The sequence below is a fragment of the Paenibacillus sp. J22P169 genome (assembly GCF_059691995.1).
In genome coordinates, this window is the sequence record NZ_JCAUAO010000003.1 from 414,350 (window position 1) to 432,192 (window position 17,843).

A 17,843-nucleotide genomic window follows, 5' to 3' on the forward strand; every position below is an offset into this window, starting at 1 on the left:
ACATATAGGAGTTCCATATAATGGTCTATTAGGTATAGGGGGATCTGGCATGTTTCGTCGGCTTAGAAGAACTAACTTCATTTCCAGCGTCTCCACCAAGCTCTTCATTCTTACCTTTATGTCGGTTATCGTGCTGTTTCTGGTGATCGGCGTGTTCAGCTACCAACGATTGTTCGAGCCTATCAAGCAAAATAACGAAAAAGTACTGCAAGGCTCCGTCGTACAAGTCGAAAATTATATTAAAACCTTAATGAATAATATACAAACGCAATTGATATTCCTCTCCACGCCAGTCCTCTACAATATGGGGGAAAAAGATTTCATCCAGCTCATGGAAAATGTCTTGTCGTACCATCAGGAGGAGATCGCAAGTATTTATGTGATCGAGGATGACAAGGTACGGATCAGCTCTCCTTATGGTTATCGTTTTTATATCCCGGCTGATCGCATAGCCGAAATCACCAATCAAACGAGTAAAACGGGCTTTTGGTGGAGCCCTCCTCATACAATCAATGACCACTTCGTCCTCACAGTCGCTAAGCAGATCGACAACCGGCGAGTGGTGGCCATGGATGTTAACTTAAATGCGCTGACAGGACCGCAAATTATTCAAGACGATCCAGACAATCAGCGGCGCATCTATTTGTTTACAGGCCAAGGCGATTACCTCTCCACGAACACGTACCTAGCGTACCCGAAGACGTATCTCAATCATTTGGAAATGAAAGAAGCGTTACAGGTCCTTACTCAGCAAAGTGGTACTTCCTTTAACACCGTTCACACCTCATTTGGCAACTATATGGTCCTTAGCTCCAATCAAAATCGCTGGGATTGGTTCGTCTTCTCCGTTATTGAGGAGTCGCAAGCTTTTCCGCTCATTGACTCATTGAAACAGCAATTGGTATTTGTTTTACTAGTGGCGATCATCCTTGCCTTCATCGTTTCCGTGTGGATTACGAACTATATTCGTAAGCCGGTGACGGCGATTACAAGACAATTCAAGGCAGCTGCACGCGGGGAGCTCGAAGCGCGGATCAAGCTCAAACGCAATGATGAGTTTACGCATATTGCCAATGGTTTTAACGGTATGATGGATGACATCCAATCCTTGTTTGACGATTTGCGCGTAGCGGAAGAAAAGAAGCGACATCACGAGCTGAAGGTGCTGCAATCGCAGATTCATCCCCATTTTTTGAATAATACGCTCAATGCGATCTATTGTTTGGGTGAAACGGGACAAACGCAGGAGATGTGCGAGATGATTCGCTCATTGATGGGGCTGCTGCAATACTCAACGGACAAGGTAGGCGACATTGTAACGGTCGAGGATGAATTAGCGCAATTGGACAATTACGTGCAGATTATGAACCTTAGGTATGGGGACGTATTTGTAATGGATATTGCCGTGCCAGAGATCTACAACGCGACGCCGATTCCGAAGCTGACGTTGATTACATTGGTAGAGAACAGTATTTTCTATGGACTCACGAAAGAAGGCGTTAATCATATTATTGTTTGCGGAAAAGAGAAAGAAGGACGCAGCGTGTTGCTGGAAGTTTCCGATACTGGACCGGGGATCCCTCCGGATAAGCTGAAGTTACTGCTAGAGGAAACAGGCGCAGCCAATGCGAATAAAGGTTTGAACAATCTGGGCATGCGGAATGTCCAAGAGCGACTGCGGATGACATTCGGGTATCCGTATGGGCTGCATTTTGACAATGAACTGGATGAGGGGTTAACGGTGACGATTCATCTGCCGAACGGGGAGTCGAGAGAGCACGGATAGCGTAGGGGAGAGGGGACGAGACGATCATGCTGAAAATACTGATGGTGGATGATGAGAAATGGGTAAGGGAGCGCTTTGCGCAGCGTATTCCTTGGTCAGACGGGGGATTTATGTTCATGGGCGCGGCTTCTAGTGCCAAAGAAGCAATCAGCATGATCGAGCGGGAAGTTCCCCATTTGCTGCTTACGGATATTACGATGCCCAATATGAACGGGTTGGAGCTGGCTGCCTATGTGCGGAAAAGGTGGCCGCGCGTTCGAATCGTTATTTTGACCGCATATGGTGAGTTTGAGTATGCGAGGCAGGCGATTGAACTAGGTGTGGATAACTATTTAATTAAGCTTGCGCAAACACCTGAGCAAATCCTAGAAGCTTGCCGCAAGGTGGCGGAGGACCTGGAGCAAGAGATCGATATAGATCACAAACTAGAGATGCGGCTTAAGCTGGAACGGGAGAAAGAGTGGACGAAGAAGCGTCAATGGACAGATCGGTTGCTGGAGGGCGATGGAAGTATGCAAGAGCTTCCTGTGCCTGGTGATTGGCTTGCCGGTGTAGAATTCGCGGGTTATGTGGCAGGTATCACGATGGGCTGGCGTGTGATGACGAGTTCGGACACAAGTGCGAAGACGAGTGCAGAGGCAAAAACAGAGGCGGAAACAGAGGCAAGTAGAGAGGCAAGAACAGAGGCAAGAACAGAGGCAAGTATGGACGCTAGTGCGAGGATAGCTGTGGGGCAAGTTGATCCATCAGTAGAGGAACTTGTGCAGCTGCAAAGCCAACTAGCTGAAGTACTTGAAGCCAAACTGGATGCGCAGACGTTAGGTGATGGTAACGGGTTAGCTATCCTGCCCCTGCAACATAGCCAATTACTAATACTAATCGGGTCGAAGCGAGAGGTGCCTGTCTTTCATTTGAAGCAACTAGCAAAAATAGCGCAAGAGGCGCTCCGTGCTTTCGCTTCTGTGAAAAGCATCGTTCATATTGGAGCTGTAGAAGAGTTAGGGAAGCAACGGTGGACAGGTAAACAGCTAGCCGACCTTATGCGCAAAGGCAGGGATGGGCTTGCTGCATACTTCTATTCAGATCAGAGTAAGCCCCCGACCGTGCTTCGCCGACTCGATGCGGAGCAGACGAGGGAGTGGACGGCGGCTGTCGTCAAGGCCCTGCAGCGTGAGAATGTGGAAGCTTTCCGTGAGGCAGTAAACGTGATGATCACGCTGGGCGAGCCACCGATTCATCCGGGGGATCTGCTCCGTCTGACGAGACAAATGCTGCAACCTGAACTTGTGCGGCTGCCAGAAGCAGTCGTCGCTAGGTTAAGTGGCATCGATCGGCTGACGATGTGGAACACGTACTGCTCTTGGTGGCTGGAGAACATTGACGCCATCTGCGAATGGTGGAATCTGCAAGCTGGGCCTCCGGGAACAGTACGCAAGGAGATCCAATGGATGTGCCGCTACATTCGCGAGCATTATCAAGCGGACTTGCAGTTGGCAGAGCTCGCCAAGCTCGTTCATATGCATCCCTCTTATGCGGGGCAGATGTTCAAACAGGAGATTGGCGAGAACTTTTTGGAATACGTGAACCGGGTTCGTATGGAGAAAGCAAGCGAAATGCTGGAGCGGACCACGATGAAAATATACGAAGTATCCGGCGCAGTTGGCATCTCGGACTATCGCTATTTCTGTAAGTTGTTTAAGAGTTTTACGGGTTTTACGCCTACGCAGTATAAGAGTAAGATGGGGTGAGTGGGGCGACCCACACCCCGGGAACCGGAAGTTGGAAGCCCGGCAACTGGAAGCGGGAAACAGGAAGTCGTAACACGGAAGCCGTGCTCAAAACCCGAAAGCCGAAAACCGAAAACCGGAACTCGAAACCCGTAACTCGCAACTCGTAACCCGTAACTCGTAACCCGTAACTCGTAACTCGTAACTCGTAACCCGTAACCCGAAGCCCGAAGCCGGAAACCCATCCTTTGGTCGCCAGCGCACACCCTCCACCCTTGGTCACCCTCAATTCTCCCATCCCCCGCCCCCGTTCACACCTTTCACCAAGTAATAAATGGATTTTATGTAGTTAATTTCAGCAATTTGGTGGGAATATGAGGATTAGATGGATTTTCTACAGTTAATTTTAGTCGATAGGGTCAGATTGGTCAGAAAGATGGAAATTAACTGTATGTTTTCCAGTTAAACTAAAATTGGGGCGAAATAGTTGAAAAATAGCTGTAGTTTTTCCAGTTATTTCACCTCGGATCGCGATGGAGAGTCTATTTAACTGGGCACTTTCATGCCCGGCAGAGATCTACTTGTTAAAGTGCACTGAAAGCTACAGATGGTGGTGTTAGCTAGGTGAGTGGGGGAGGAAGGCTCTCGAAACCCGAAACCCGAAACCCGAAACCCGAAACCCGAAACCCATCCTTTGGTCGCCAGCGCACACCCTCCACCCTTGATCACCCTCAATTCTCCCATCCCCCGCCCCCGTTCACACGTCCCACCAAGTAATAACTGTATTTTATGTAGTTAATTTCAGCGATTTGGTGGGGATATGAGGATTAGATGGATTTTGTACAGTTAATTTTAGTCGATAGGGTCAGATTGGTCAGAATGACTGAAATTAACTGTATGTTTTCCAGTTATACTGAATTTGGAGCGAATTTGTCCAAAAATAGCTGTAGGTTTTCCAGTTATTCTAACTCACGGGCCTCAAGAGAGGAGCATTTCTCCGATCACACTGAAGAGCCTACATGACTGGGCACTTTCATGCCCAGCAGAGATCTACTTGTTAAAGCGCACTGAAAGCTGCAGATGGTGGTGTTAAGCTAGGTGAGTGGGGGGGAGGAAGGCTCTCGAAACCCGAAACCCGAAACCCGAAACCCGAAACCCGAAACCCGAAACCCCTCCTTTGGTCGCCAGCGCACATCCTCCACCCTCAATCCTCCCATCCCCCGCCCCCGTTCACACGTCCCACCAAGTAATAACTGTATTTTATGTAGTTAATTTCAGCAATTTGGTGGGGATATGAGGATTAGATGGATTTTGTACAGTTAATTTTAGTCGATAGGGTCAGATTGGTCAGAATGATGGAAATTAACTGTATGTTTTCCAGTTATACTGAATTTGGAGCGAATTTGTCCAAAAATAGCTGTAGGTTTTCCAGTTATTCTAATTCGCGGGCCTCAAGAGAGGAGCATTTCTCGGATCACACTGAAGAGCCTATTTGACTGGGCACTTTCATGCCCAGCAGAGATCTACTTGTTTAAACAATGAGAGCTGCAGATGGCGGTATTGAAGCGAGGGTGGCGGTATGCTAATCAGTAAATGAACAAATGTTGACACAGTTAATACAATTCCCCTATAGTCAAAGTATTCTGATCCAAAAGGCAGGACTACGATGACAACTTATCCCTACTCACGTATTAAGGATGAAATCAAAAAACGAATCATGGAAGGCGAATGGCTGGGCGAAGCCAGGCTGCCGTCGTCGCGTGATTTTGCAAAATATTATAGCTCCAGTGTGAACACGGTGGAGAAAGCGATCAAGGAATTGTGCACGGAAGGCTTGCTGAAGCGGGATAACCGCAGGGGCACCTATATGGAAAAGAGCGTCGCGGCCCCTACAACAACCGCCGATCCGAACCGTTCGGGTCTAGTGGCGGCTTCGGTTATCGGGATTGAAAATCCGTTATGGGCCACTGCTTTGCGAGGGATTGAAGATGTGCTGCATCTGCACGGCTTCCACTTGTTGAGCTATAGCGATGACCGTAACCTAGATAAGCTGGAATCGTTAATGAAGGGTGCGGTTGCCAAACGAGTGGACGGCGTGATCCTAAGCCCGATTTACGATACCAAGCATGAAGAACGCAATCAACGGCTGTATCAATTATTGCAAACTAATGGCATTAAGGTTGTCTGTCTCGACCGCCATTTATATAACAGTGATCTTCCGTATGTCACTAGCGATAATGTTGCGGGGGCATATAAACTAACGAAAATGCTGCTCGCAAAGGGACATAAAAGCATTCTGTTCATTCGTAACTCGGATTTAAGCACGTTCCATGAACGTTTACTGGGCATGAAGCAAGCATTTATGGATGCAGGCGTTCCTTTCAACTCGGATCAGGATGTGTTGATACCGACGGAGTTTGAAAATTTTGAAGATGAGCTTGAAGCGTATAGTCACAAGGTTTCGACGGTTATAAAAGAAAGTTCATGCACGGCTATTTTTGCGGCGAATGATCAAATTGCAGAGGCGGTTATCGCAGCCACGGAACTACTTGCGCTCTCGATCCCGCAGGATATCTCGCTCGTCACTTACGATGCATTGAATGTGAATCGTAAATTGAAGCGCAATGTAACTGGCGTTAATCAACCTTTTTACGACATGGGGCGAGCCGCTGCGATACAGCTTATGCATGAGTTGAACGAGAAGGATCGCTTCTCCGTTCAGGGTCAGATTTGTCAGGCAGAAATCCATATTGGCGATACGATTGATACTGTGTAGTCGTACAATGAAGAGCCCCATTAAAGTAATGGGGCTCTTTTTCATGCCATGCATTGTATTAACTGTATTAAACAATTGCCATCAACAAATATATGATTGACACAAACATAGAGTGAACTTATTATTTAGTTATAAATATAATACAGATTAACAAAACTGTATTAATAAAATTGATACAGATATCAACATTTCCGACAGACGGAGGCTTCCATCATGCAATCTAAAGAATTGTTGTACCACATAGAGAAGTGGCTCAAGGAAAAAGATCAACTCATATATCGACCGATCGCTAGCGTCGATTTTCAATATACCCTTGTTAACCAGTGGCTTCCCTACGAGGAAGCTATTCATGGTTCGTTCCAAGCCATTCAACCCGGCACCATTTGGGGCAAAAGCTCACACTACGGCTGGTTCAAAGCCACAGTAGCCATAACTCCCGAGTGTGCAGGCAAACGCGTAGAACTACATTTTAATATTGGTGGAGAGAGCACCATTTATGTCAACGGAAAGCTGGCGGGGGCAAGCGATTTGCAGCATATCGGCGTCACACTATCACGAGATGCTTCGAGCGGTGACGTATACGAGATCCTTACTGAAGTTTACGCAGGCCATGATCGTGCATTACCCGTTTACGGTACTTCACAAGTTGTAATCGTGCATGAAGAACTGTATCAGTTCTTCATCGACCTGCAGACCTTGCTTCAACTCCGCAACGGGATCGACCCTGCTTCCTTACGCGTTAGCGAGATCGATAAAGGGTTCCGCAAGCTTATCACTACGTTGGACTGGGGGACCCACGACAACAACGACTACACTGGACTAGCGAATTTAGCTCAGCAAGGCCGGCAAATTCTAAAACCGCTGCTAGATTGCGTGAACGGGTCTACGGTACCTAAGTTATATATGATGGGGCAATCTCATCTAGATATCGCATGGTTATGGCCGATTGAAGAGACGAAACGCAAAATTGCCCGCACCTTATCCAATCAGATGGCGCTTCTAGAGCAGTATCCGGAGTATAAGTATGTGCAAAGTCAGCCGTATTTGTTTCAAATGGTCAAAGATCTATACCCTGAACTATATGCACGGATGAAGTATTACGTTGCGGAAGGCAGAATTATTCCGGAGGGCGGAATGTGGGTCGAACCGGATACGAATATCCCAAGCGGCGAGAGCCTTGTTCGTCAATTTCTATACGGCAAAGCATTCTTCCGCGAACAGTTCGGCGTAGATAATGAAATGCTGTGGCTGCCAGACGTGTTTGGCTATTCGGGGAGCTTACCGCAAATCATGCGGAAGTGTGGCATTCGATATTTTGCATCGGTCAAAATGTATCAGACCTATGATAATGTAGCGGATCCGTTCCCTTACAATACATTTACGTGGGAGGGGATCGACGGCTCCACCGTCAATGTTCATTTACTGGATTATGGTCCGTTCCCGAATCCAACGGATGCGGCTTATGTCCTCCTCCAGTGGAATGAACGCATCCAAAAACAGGACATTTCCACCCGACTCGTGCAATTCGGATACGGGGACGGGGGCGGCGGAGCGAATCGCGATGACTTGGAGTTCCTACGTAGATTAGGCAACCTGGAAGGTGCGCCACAGACGGAGATCGCCTCACCCATCGCCTATTTCGAAGATGTACAGCAGCGAGGCATGCCGGAAAGTCACTATGTTGGAGAGCTGTACTACCCTGCTCACAGGGGAACGTTCACCAGCCAAGCGAAGATGAAGAGTGGCAACCGTGCTGGCGAATTTGCATTAAGAGAGGCAGAGCTTTGGAACGCGATATCATCCAAATTACATGGGCACTCCTATGCCAAACAATCCTTAGCTGAAACGTGGCGTAACCTACTTCTACTGCAATTTCACGATATTTTGCCTGGGACCTCCATTACAAGGGTACATGTTGAGGCGGAAAAGGCTTTTGAAGAGGTGCTAAATTCGGCGAATAAATTAACGGGTGAAGCGCTAATGGCGCTAATCTCGCCAACCAGCGAAAGACAGACGCTCTTCAATTCCCTAGCTTGGGAGCGGTCGGCAATCGTGGAGCTTCCATCCAACGACGTTCGAGACGGGAAGCTTTCAAACACACAAATACACGGCGACAAAACCTATATCCAAGTGAAGCTCCCAGCTATGGGCTACACTACTTTGGATACGGAGGTTTTAAACCGCAACGAATCCGTCATCAGAAACAAGCTCTCTGCAACACCTACATCGTTAGAAAATCAGTGGCTGAAACTCAGCCTCAATGAATTCGGCGAAATCACCAGCCTGATCGATAAGGAAACAGGCGAGGACTGGTCAAACGGTCTGAGCAACCAATTCCTCATGTATCGCGATCAAACGTCTAATTATGATGCTTGGGAAATCGACCGCCGTTACACGGATTCACCGATTGAACTGAGCGAAAAAGCACGGATTACCGTGCTGGCTGAGGGCCCTCTTTTCGCATCCATACTTGTGGAGCGCACTTTAAATCAATCTACACTTACACAAGAAATTCGCCTGGAAGCAGGCAGCAGACGTGTTGATTTCCGTACAAAGATCATGTGGAAAGAGAAGCACAAGCTTCTGAAGGTTGGCTTTCATGTGAACCTGCACAGCCAAGAAGTGCTGAATGAGATTCAATTTGGATATGCCAAAAGGCCAAATCATTTCTCACGCCTCCATGACGCAGATCGTTACGAAGTCAATCAACACAAATGGTCCGCCTTCGTGGAAGGAGACCGGTGCTTCTCCCTTTTGAACGATAGCAAATACGGTATGAATGCCTTAGGTAAGCATATGAATCTAACCTTGCTGCGAGCTCCCAGCTACCCGGATGATCGAGCGGATGAGGGCCTGCATGAGTTTACGTATGCGATGCACATCTGGAATAAAGGCTTTATGAGCAATCCAGTTATTCAGGAGGCTTACGAATTGAACAGTCCAGTCGTAGCTGCTGCCGGCACCGTGCACCAATCGTTCAGTCTAATGAGCTGCGATCGTGCCAACATCATCCTTGACACGATCAAGCTTGCCGAAGATGGCTCCGGTGATTGGATCGTAAGAGCTTACGAAGCCAAGGGGGCAACGACACGGTGCTTACTTCACTTGGGCATAGCCATCACACAGGCTTATGAAACCGACATGCTGGAACAACAGCAAATCACTGATTACGGCGATCGAACAGGCGTTAGCACCCTACCGTTATCTTTTACACCTTTTGAAGTGAAGACGATTCGAATGAGATAGTCATATATGCTCTAGAAAGTCCCTATGATGCAAATCACTAGGGACTGTTCCCGTTGAAAGGGTTATAATAAGGGGCATGGGATTCGTGCCTACTATTGAGTAGACATAAGGGGGGAACTGGAATGAAACTTTGGCGAATTGTTCAGGAAAAGAAGTATTTGCTGCGCATTTTTCTATGGATTAACTGCATTATCCTGCTCATCTTACTTTCATTTTCCAGCCTTATCTACGTGAATGTTGAGAAAAATGTGTTTCAAAGCGAATACGAGGGAAGCCAGAAGGTCTTGTCCCAAATGAAGTACAATATCGATTATTTGGACACGATGATCAGTAAGCTCACCTTTTCTACATACGGTAATAATGACGTCAAGGCGCTCATGTATTTGAATGACGAAGAGACGTATGATCATATGAATACGATTAATAAACTGAATGCGACCGTCGTCGCCAATTATCCGTTCGTTCAATCGGTCTATGTTTATAACAACCATAAGAAGATGTACTACTCCACATTCGGTGATTTGTACCATAAGGATGCCGAATTAGATAAGGTTCTCGCAGAGAATCCTCATATTACGCCGTTGAAAGCGATTGTGCGGAAAATGCAAACCGGCGGCACTACCGCCAATCCTACGTACGATACTGTACTGAGTTATATCATGTTTGAAAATGTGGATGAAAAAGGTGTGATGGATGGCGCCATCATTCTCAACGTGAAATTGGACTGGCTCGTGGATAACATTCGAACGATTAATCAATTTGATTCGCGAACGCAAAGCGATTTATATATTTTAGACAACAAGAATCAGTTCATTGAAACCGATACCACCCATTTGATCGCTGCCAATGCCTCGGCAGTTACGATTAAGCAAGCTTTCGAAACGTCAGTATCCCAAGATCGCATGCATGCGGGAGAGCCGGCTGGATTTTATGAGTCCAAAGTGAATGGTGAGAAGTTCATCGTATCGTATATCTATTTGGAAAATACGGGATGGACGCTGTTGGAAGCGAAGCCATATAAAGAAGTGTACGCAAATCTGAAGCAGCTGTTGGATACGATTTTGTTAATTACGGGAGCTGTTTTTGTCGGGGCGCTGCTCTTAACGCTATCGGTTTCTCGCGGTATTTACAAGCCGGTGAGAAGGCTCATGGAACAGACATCGCTGGGTGGAGCGGGAAGAGAAGGATTCCTGAAGCCTGGTGTGAAAGACGAGTTTTCCTATCTGACCGAGGTGTATCGGAAGTCGAGAGAACAGTTATATGAATACAACCTCGAGAAGAATAATAATACGAGCATCATGAAGATTTACTTTTTGAAAAAGCTGATGTCAGATAGCTACAGTATGAATGCAGCTGAATTTGAGGATGTGCTGAGGCTGTTGAATGACGCCTTAACGAAAGATAAACCGTTCTTAGTCTGCGTTTTGCGCATCGACGAATATAAAAAATTCCTAAGCCATAAAAGCTTGGCCGAAAGGGAATTGCTGCGCTTCGCGATCGCCAATGTAACGACGGATGCCATATCTCAAATGAGTGTCGCCCAAACCGTAGATATGAAAGATGACTCGTTCACGATTCTATTGAACACGGCTGACGGTCAACTCGAATCCGTGGAACAAGTGGAACAAGCGCTGCAGGAAGCGCAAAATTACATTCAAAAGCACTACCATATCTCTTTTTCGGCAACGGTCAGCAATGTCATTACGGAATATACGGCGATTGCCGCCGCCTATAACGAAACCTTAGCTAACAGCTCTTATCGGTACGTTTTTGGAACGAAGTCTGTGATCACGCAAGCACGTATTGACGCGAATACAGAAAATGTAGATATCGAGCACGTGTTGGAGATGGTCGGTAAATTTACGGATGCGGTGCCTAAGGGGCATGCGGTCAAAACAGAAGAAAGACTGCGTGAGGTGTTCGGGCAGATCCGCAAGCTGGACTATGGCAGCATCATGTTGGTGAGTATGCAGGTGGTGCACCATTTGAAGAAGACGATTTTTGAGATGAATCGTACGAGTAAGGAACCGATTGCTGTTCCCGCTAGGCTTATGAGTCGCGAGCTGTATGAGGAGGAAACGATTGAACAATTCGAGGGACTCCTGTTGGAAGCGGTACGCGCCATTCACAGCGAAGGTGAAGAAAAAGGCATTCAAGGCAACCAAGTCGTCGCCGACACGATTAAGGAAATCATTGATTCCAACTATTTTGATTCCTCTCTCTCAGCAGCAAGTATTTCTGAAATGATGAGACTGCCTGCATATAAATTAAGCAAAATATCCAAAATCCACCTCGGGATGTCGATTCCCGAATATATTAATCAAGTGAAGCTGCATAAAGCGGTGGAGTGGATGGAGAACTCCAAGCTTAGTATCCAGGAGATCATGCAGCGCGTTGGCGTGGAGAACGAAAGCTATTTTTATAAACTGTTCAAGGCCAAGTTTGGGATGACGCCGAGGGAGTATATGGCGAAGCGGACGCGGTGATATAGCAAAAAGTAAACAGACCCGGTTCTCCATCATTGGACTTCCGGGTCTGTTCGTTACGTAAAATCTATTTAATTGTGTATGGCAGCTTAAATGTCCAAAGAAGTGTACCATTTTCTGGGCTGGTGCTATCAATGCCGAAATCGTTATCGTTCGTGATCGCAAGTGTATCACCATTGATGAGTGAAACACCTTCAATTTTCTCATAAGGGAACTTGAATTGCACGGCATCCAGTACGGTTCGCTTCGTAGTTGGCAGAATACCAGCTGCTTTCAAATCTGCAGTTGTCATTTGCTCAATCGTTTTACCTGCCGCTGCTGTAGTGTCATGCTTGCCAATAATATTGGTAGCTGTTGAAAGGTCAATGGCATAAATGCGCTTTAACTGCGCTTTATCGCCAGAGAATTTATCCCGCTCATCAATTAACAGCGTATTCTCGTTCACGACAACCATATCGGAGATTACGATATCTCCTTGAGCCAGCTCTTTAAATTGCTTCGCATCTTCAAGAACGTATACAAACTCGGCAACCGGGTTGAGCGTTGCTAGATCAAACTTAATAATCCGTACCTGACGTGAATTGTCCATAGCTTTATCCGGATTACGAAGCGCATTCTGCATGGCCATGAACATATATTTGCCATCAGGTGTAATGCCAACTGCTTCAGCTCCACGGTTTTGGCGAAGTTTGTTGTATACTTCTGGCAGCGTCTCGCGGGAAGGCACAAGCGAAGCGGACGCCTGACTGGACCAACCTTTAGGCACAATACGCTCAATGATCGTACCATCGCGTTTTACATGGACAATGGACGGACCGTATTCATCAGAAATCCAGAAGGTATCGTCTTTTGGATTGTAGGCCAATCCTTCAATATCAAGTCCGTATGGGTCGTAAGCGAGTACCTTCTCGCCTTTTGCATCATAAGGCTCTTCATCGCGCCCTTTAATATTTGGAAGCCCGGTAATCGTTTCTTTACCTGACACAGGGTCTATACCTGCGAGCTTTAAAGGGAACTTATCTAAAATGTTGATTTCGCCTTTACTAACCTCGATTTTATAAATCGTTGGTATGTAGTCTGGAAGCGGGAACGTACGCACTGTTTTACCATTGATCGTCGGTTGACCGTTTGGCCCGCGATCAGCCGTCGTATAGAATACATTATCAGGATCTCCTGGAAGGTGTGTTAACGAGGAACCTACGCCCATTTTAATGCCTTCTGCAAGATTCGGTGCCTTGAGCTCATATTTACCAGTCAAAACAGGCTTGTCCGTCAAAGATACGCTGCTACGGAACTCATCCCAATCGACATATTTACCCATGGCTTCAGATAGTGCGCGAACTGGCATATACAAGCTGCCGTCCAAATTTACAGCAGGTGCTGATGGCTTAATCACTGCTCCATTGCTTGAGTACGATACATTTTCGGAAGTTACCCCGCTTACTTGCTGTGCCGTTACTGTTCCCGAAACAGCCACTGGAAGAGCAAGCAGTAAAGATGTCAACACGATCCATTTACGTTTCATTTGTAGGCATTCTCCCCTCGGTATTGTCCGCATTTCTCTTAACTTCTTACTTATACCAAAGTTATGTATGGGGCATGTAAATGGCATATTGCGGATTTGTAAATTTTTACATAGGAGCGATTGTGATATACTGTATGCGTGATATACATTTTCGGAATGTAAGGATGATGGAGGATTGAACAACATGGAGATCGGTGACGAGATCGATGATGAAATTATACAGAGCTTACCCTCAGGGGTAGCCCTGAGCTGGGGAATTATCAAGCAGCCTAGCAGGGGGCCGAAGGGCGAGCTTAGTATTAAGAAAATTGTTGACGCAGCCATCGTGATTGCGGACCGGGATGGTCTTGCGGCGGTGTCGATGAGCAGAGTCGCGCAATCATTAGGTTTTACGACAATGTCTTTGTATCGCTATATTACCAGTAAGGAAGACTTGCTCGTGCTGATGCAGGACGCAGTCTGCGATATTCCGATTCCACCTGAAGTGGCGGGTAAACCGTGGCGCGAGGAGATGGGGGAATACGTCTGGGCTTGTGTGGATGTGTTCCGCAAACATGCTTGGTATGGCGATATTCCGATAACGAGTGTTCCCCTCGCACCCAACAATCTCCAAGTGATCGATTGGATGTTGAGAATCATGCGGGATTTCCCGCTGAACGATTTTGAGAAAATGTCATTCCTATTGCTCGTAAGCAGCTATTCGCGGGCATGCGGACTGATTGCGCGGGACATGGATAAGGCGATCCGCGATGGTGCGAGTCCGGAGGCATTCAGCGGCAGTAACTATGGTGCCGCACTTAAACAGTTGGTTAAGCCGGATCGTTTTCCCAATTTGCATCCTATCTTAATGGCTGGTGCTTACACGGATGAAGTGGAAAACCCGATCGGCAACGATCTGGATTTCGGACTTGAGCGGATCTTGGATGGGATTGAACATTATTTGAAGATGAAGAAGTGATGCAGAGGTAAGTTGATAAAAAAACGGCTGTCCGTAAGTAGAGGGATCTACTTGGGGAGGGCCGTTTTTTTATTAAAAGTCATTTAAATGGCTGTGAAACATGCACATGTGCAACCTTTGTTATCGAGCAAATCTCTCGATCTAAAATGCGTGCAAAAGCGCAACTATTTTTGCTCACACGTCTCCTTTGGGCACCTTTTCGGTGCAAAAGGATGCTTTTTTGCACTTATTCATCTATTTTGAGTCGTTTTCCCCGAAAATAAGTGTACTTTTGCATCTTTGGCCATTATCCAGGGAATGAGCCTGATCTGCAGGGGGGGAGAAGCTAGTTCAATTCCCGCCCTTCCTACGAAAGGCTAGGATACACCAGCCGATAGCAACAATCAGCAAAGTGGCGCACCACCCGATGGCCCACCAACCATTATTCAGCACCGGCGTGCCGGTTAGCAGTGCGCGGATCGTCTCGATGACCGGCGTAATCGGCTGATGGTTAGCAAACCCTTGCAGCCAAGATGGCATCGTGTTCGTCGGGACGAAGGCACTGGAGAGATAAGGGAGGAACAGCAGCGCGAAACCGTAACCGCTGGCGGCAGAAGGACTGCCCGTGACGAGGCCGATCGCGGCGAACAGCCATGTGAAGGTCAGAATGAACAAGATGATGACACCAATAGCTCCAAGCCATTCGATGAAAGAAGCATTCGGGCGGAAGCCAACGAGCAGGGCAACGCCGATGACAATACACGTAGCTAGCAAATTTCGGGCTAAGCTTGCTGCGACATGACCCGTGATGACGCTGATACTGCTGATCGGCATCGTCCGGAAGCGGTTGATAATGCCATTGGTCATGTCCGTTGCCACATCAACAGCCGTGCTGGAAGAGCCGAAGCCTGCACACAATAGGATGATGCCTGGCACGACATAGTTCACATAATTGCCGCTCGGATCAAGGGCGCCGCCGAATATATAGGTAAACAGCAGCATTAACATAACGGGAAGCATGATGGCCATCATCAGCGACTCGATGTTGCGCAGGCTGTGACGGATGCTGCGTCCGATGAAGACAGCGTTGGTTGCTGCGAAAGAGGGGGGCTTTGGCATATGTTGAGAGTTGTTCATGTTTATAGGTTGAGGTTTGTTCATGTTCATCGGCTGTAGGTTATTCATGGATTGGAAATCATTCATACGAGGGAAGCCTCCTTGTGATCAGTTGTCGTCAGCGCAAGAAAGACATCGTCCATGCTTGGCTTGCGAATGAAGATGCGTGTACCTAGCGGGCACGAGTTAGCGATTTCGTTCAACGCTTGGCGGACATCCTGAACCGTGCCGCTCGTCGGTATGGATAGAATGACCTCATCCAAGGCATTCCTGAGCTCGATGACTTCGCCACCAACACGAGCTTTCAAGGACTCCGCGGAGCCGGATGCGACGATGCCTCCATGATTCAGCACAGCAATTTCGTCTGCAAGCTGATCCGCTTCTTCTAAATACTGCGTCGTCAACAGAATCGTCATCCCTTGCTGCTTCAATCGCAGAATCGTCTCCCACAGGGAGCGGCGACTGACCGTATCTAAGCCCGTCGTTGGCTCGTCGAGGAAGAGCACAGGACGGCTGACGACAAGGCTGACCGCCAAGTCCAGTCTGCGGCGCATCCCTCCAGAGTAGGTTTTCACCCGTTTGCCTGCAGCGCTTTCGAGCTCGAATAGTTTCAGCAGCTCAGCTGCACGCAAGCGTGAGTCACTCGCAGATAGACCAGACAACCGACACATCATGATGATATTCTCGTGGCCCGTCAGCACTTCATCGACCGCTGCGAATTGCCCGGTGAGAGAGATCGATCTCCGGACCTCTTTGCGGTCAGCATTGACATCGTATCCTTCGATTCGGGCAATTCCCTCGTCCTGCTGGGATAGCGTCGACAAAATGTTGATCAGTGTGGTTTTACCAGCCCCGTTGGGCCCAAGCAGTGCGAATATCGTTCCTTTTGCTACCTTTAAATCGATGCCATCCAATACGGTTTGTTTGCCGAAGCTTTTGCGCAAGCCGCTTACTTCAATTGAATTAGTTGTCATTCGTTATCTCCCCGTCCTTTGAATTGTGGATCATATAAACAGTGTATTGCATACTCAGTTATTTATGATCGTTCTCAAGACCGATATTGTACTCCGTCGCACGTATCATTCGTTCAGCCGCATAAGCCTACACCATCCCAAAAAAACTGCATTCTATAAGGGTTTCCTGCTCCCGCACTACGAAAAGTACAGTAGAAATACACCCGATTTTCAAATCGTACAGTACATTTTAACCCCAGCAAAAATGAGCAGTATCCAATATCTTACCAGATTTCGTATGATGAAATCGCAAAGAGGACGCAAGGCAACACAGACAGAAGGAGGTAGCATACTTGGGAATCTTCACTGCTTTACGCAAGGAATGGAAGCATCTCTGGAAGGCAAGAAGCTTGTTTCTTATCGGATTGCCTGCCATCATTGTTGTGTTTATCTTTTACTACTTACCCATGTATGGCATCGTAATCGCATTTAAAGATATCAACTATACCAAAGGCATTTGGGGAAGCGATTGGGTAGGGCTGCATAACTTCAAGTTTTTCTTCAACTCGCAAGACGCTTTAAGGATTACACGGAACACACTACTATTAAATGGATTGTTCATCGTGGTGGGCATGTCCTGCGCTTTGGCCATCGGGTTAATGCTGGCGGAATTGGGCCGCAGATGGGTGAAGCTGTTTCAAACCATTTTGTTCTTTCCTTACTTTCTATCTTGGGTCGTCGTCGGTTTTGTCAGCTATATCCTGCTGAATCCATCCTTCGGCGTGATCAATAAGACGTTGGAGCAGCTCCATTTTGCCCCGATCGATTGGTATAGTAAGCCGGGCTATTGGCCCATTATTTTAACACTCACGTATTTATGGAAAAATGTCGGCTATACCGCCATCATCTTCTTCACAGGACTGCTTTCCATCGACAACAGTTACTATGAGGCTGCTTCTATAGATGGAGCTTCGCGATTACAGCAAATTCGGAAGATCTCGATCCCACTCATTTTGCCGCTGATTACGATGCTGTTCATGCTCAATGTGGGCCGCATATTTTACTCGGATTTCGGATTGTTCTACTTCGTTCCCCGGGATGCTGGGATGCTTTACTCGACGACAGATGTCGTGGATACGTATGTTTTTCGCTCGCTGCGGGTTGTTGGTGACCTAGGTATGGCGTCCGCCGCTAGCTTGTACCAGGCAGTGGTTGGCTTAGTTCTAGTCGTAACAACGAACGTACTCGTCAGGAAATTTAATAAAGAAAACGCTTTGTTCTAAGGAGGAGG

General features: G+C 47.3%; 10 protein-coding genes. 7 read left to right on the forward strand and 3 right to left on the reverse strand.

The genetic code is table 11. The features are described from left to right. The first annotated feature begins 49 nt into the window (after positions 1-49). From AC58QG_RS19625 to AC58QG_RS19645, 5 genes are all read left to right on the forward strand, one after another. Positions 50-1,786 carry a sensor histidine kinase gene (locus AC58QG_RS19625; RefSeq protein WP_497363818.1) on the forward strand — a complete coding sequence of 579 codons (1,737 nt, stop codon included), beginning with the start codon at positions 50-52 and terminating at the stop codon, positions 1,784-1,786. A 26-nt stretch (positions 1,787-1,812) separates the two neighbouring features. Next, complete coding sequence (locus AC58QG_RS19630; RefSeq protein ID WP_497363819.1) at positions 1,813-3,534, forward strand: response regulator transcription factor; 1,722 nt, start codon at positions 1,813-1,815, stop codon at positions 3,532-3,534. A 1,645-nt stretch (positions 3,535-5,179) separates the two neighbouring features. Next, the gene (locus AC58QG_RS19635; RefSeq protein WP_497363820.1) at positions 5,180-6,289 is read left to right on the forward strand and encodes a GntR family transcriptional regulator; all 1,110 of its coding nucleotides are present in this window, start codon (positions 5,180-5,182) and stop codon (positions 6,287-6,289) included. A gap of 213 nt (positions 6,290-6,502) precedes the next feature. Further along, on the forward strand, positions 6,503-9,535 hold the full coding sequence (locus tag AC58QG_RS19640; RefSeq protein WP_497363821.1) for an alpha-mannosidase: 3,033 nt from the start codon (positions 6,503-6,505) through the stop codon (positions 9,533-9,535). Positions 9,536-9,657: 122 nt separating this feature from the next. Then, positions 9,658-12,021 (forward strand): helix-turn-helix domain-containing protein, encoded by a 2,364-nt coding sequence (locus tag AC58QG_RS19645; RefSeq protein ID WP_497363822.1) that lies wholly within the window; start codon positions 9,658-9,660, stop codon positions 12,019-12,021. Positions 12,022-12,088: 67 nt separating this feature from the next. Here AC58QG_RS19645 and AC58QG_RS19650 read toward each other — a convergent pair whose 3' ends face one another. Continuing rightward, entirely contained in the window at positions 12,089-13,546 is a 1,458-nt protein-coding gene (locus tag AC58QG_RS19650) for an esterase-like activity of phytase family protein (protein ID WP_497363823.1), read from the reverse strand. Positions 13,547-13,730: 184 nt separating this feature from the next. Here AC58QG_RS19650 and AC58QG_RS19655 point away from each other — a divergent pair, with 184 nt between their 5' ends. After that, entirely contained in the window at positions 13,731-14,504 is a 774-nt protein-coding gene (locus AC58QG_RS19655; protein WP_497363824.1) for a TetR/AcrR family transcriptional regulator, read from the forward strand. 330 nt (positions 14,505-14,834) lie between these two features. Here AC58QG_RS19655 and AC58QG_RS19660 read toward each other — a convergent pair whose 3' ends face one another. Beyond that, entirely contained in the window at positions 14,835-15,620 is a 786-nt protein-coding gene (locus tag AC58QG_RS19660) for an ABC transporter permease (RefSeq protein WP_497363929.1), read from the reverse strand. Positions 15,621-15,682: 62 nt separating this feature from the next. Next, positions 15,683-16,573 carry an ATP-binding cassette domain-containing protein gene (locus AC58QG_RS19665; RefSeq protein WP_497363825.1) on the reverse strand — a complete coding sequence of 297 codons (891 nt, stop codon included), beginning with the start codon at positions 16,571-16,573 and terminating at the stop codon, positions 15,683-15,685. Positions 16,574-16,905: 332 nt separating this feature from the next. Here AC58QG_RS19665 and AC58QG_RS19670 point away from each other — a divergent pair, with 332 nt between their 5' ends. Next, positions 16,906-17,835, forward strand: a complete 930-nt coding sequence (locus tag AC58QG_RS19670) for an ABC transporter permease (RefSeq protein ID WP_497363826.1) — start codon at positions 16,906-16,908, stop codon at positions 17,833-17,835. Positions 17,836-17,843 lie beyond the last annotated feature (8 nt).

Bases quoted from the DNA above. Each gene is read 5' to 3' on its own strand.
- AC58QG_RS19630 (WP_497363819.1), top strand. From the start codon at position 1,813: ATGCTGAAAATACTGATGGTGGATGATGAGAAATGGGTAAGGGAGCGC.
- AC58QG_RS19640 (WP_497363821.1), top strand. From the start codon at position 6,503: ATGCAATCTAAAGAATTGTTGTACCACATAGAGAAGTGGCTCAAGGAA.
- AC58QG_RS19665 (WP_497363825.1), bottom strand. From the start codon at position 16,573: ATGACAACTAATTCAATTGAAGTAAGCGGCTTGCGCAAAAGCTTCGGC.
- AC58QG_RS19655 (WP_497363824.1), top strand. From the start codon at position 13,731: ATGGAGATCGGTGACGAGATCGATGATGAAATTATACAGAGCTTACCC.
- AC58QG_RS19660 (WP_497363929.1), bottom strand. From the start codon at position 15,620: ATGAACAACTCTCAACATATGCCAAAGCCCCCCTCTTTCGCAGCAACC.
- AC58QG_RS19625 (WP_497363818.1), top strand. From the start codon at position 50: ATGTTTCGTCGGCTTAGAAGAACTAACTTCATTTCCAGCGTCTCCACC.
- AC58QG_RS19635 (WP_497363820.1), top strand. From the start codon at position 5,180: ATGACAACTTATCCCTACTCACGTATTAAGGATGAAATCAAAAAACGA.
- AC58QG_RS19645 (WP_497363822.1), top strand. From the start codon at position 9,658: ATGAAACTTTGGCGAATTGTTCAGGAAAAGAAGTATTTGCTGCGCATT.
- AC58QG_RS19650 (WP_497363823.1), bottom strand. From the start codon at position 13,546: ATGAAACGTAAATGGATCGTGTTGACATCTTTACTGCTTGCTCTTCCA.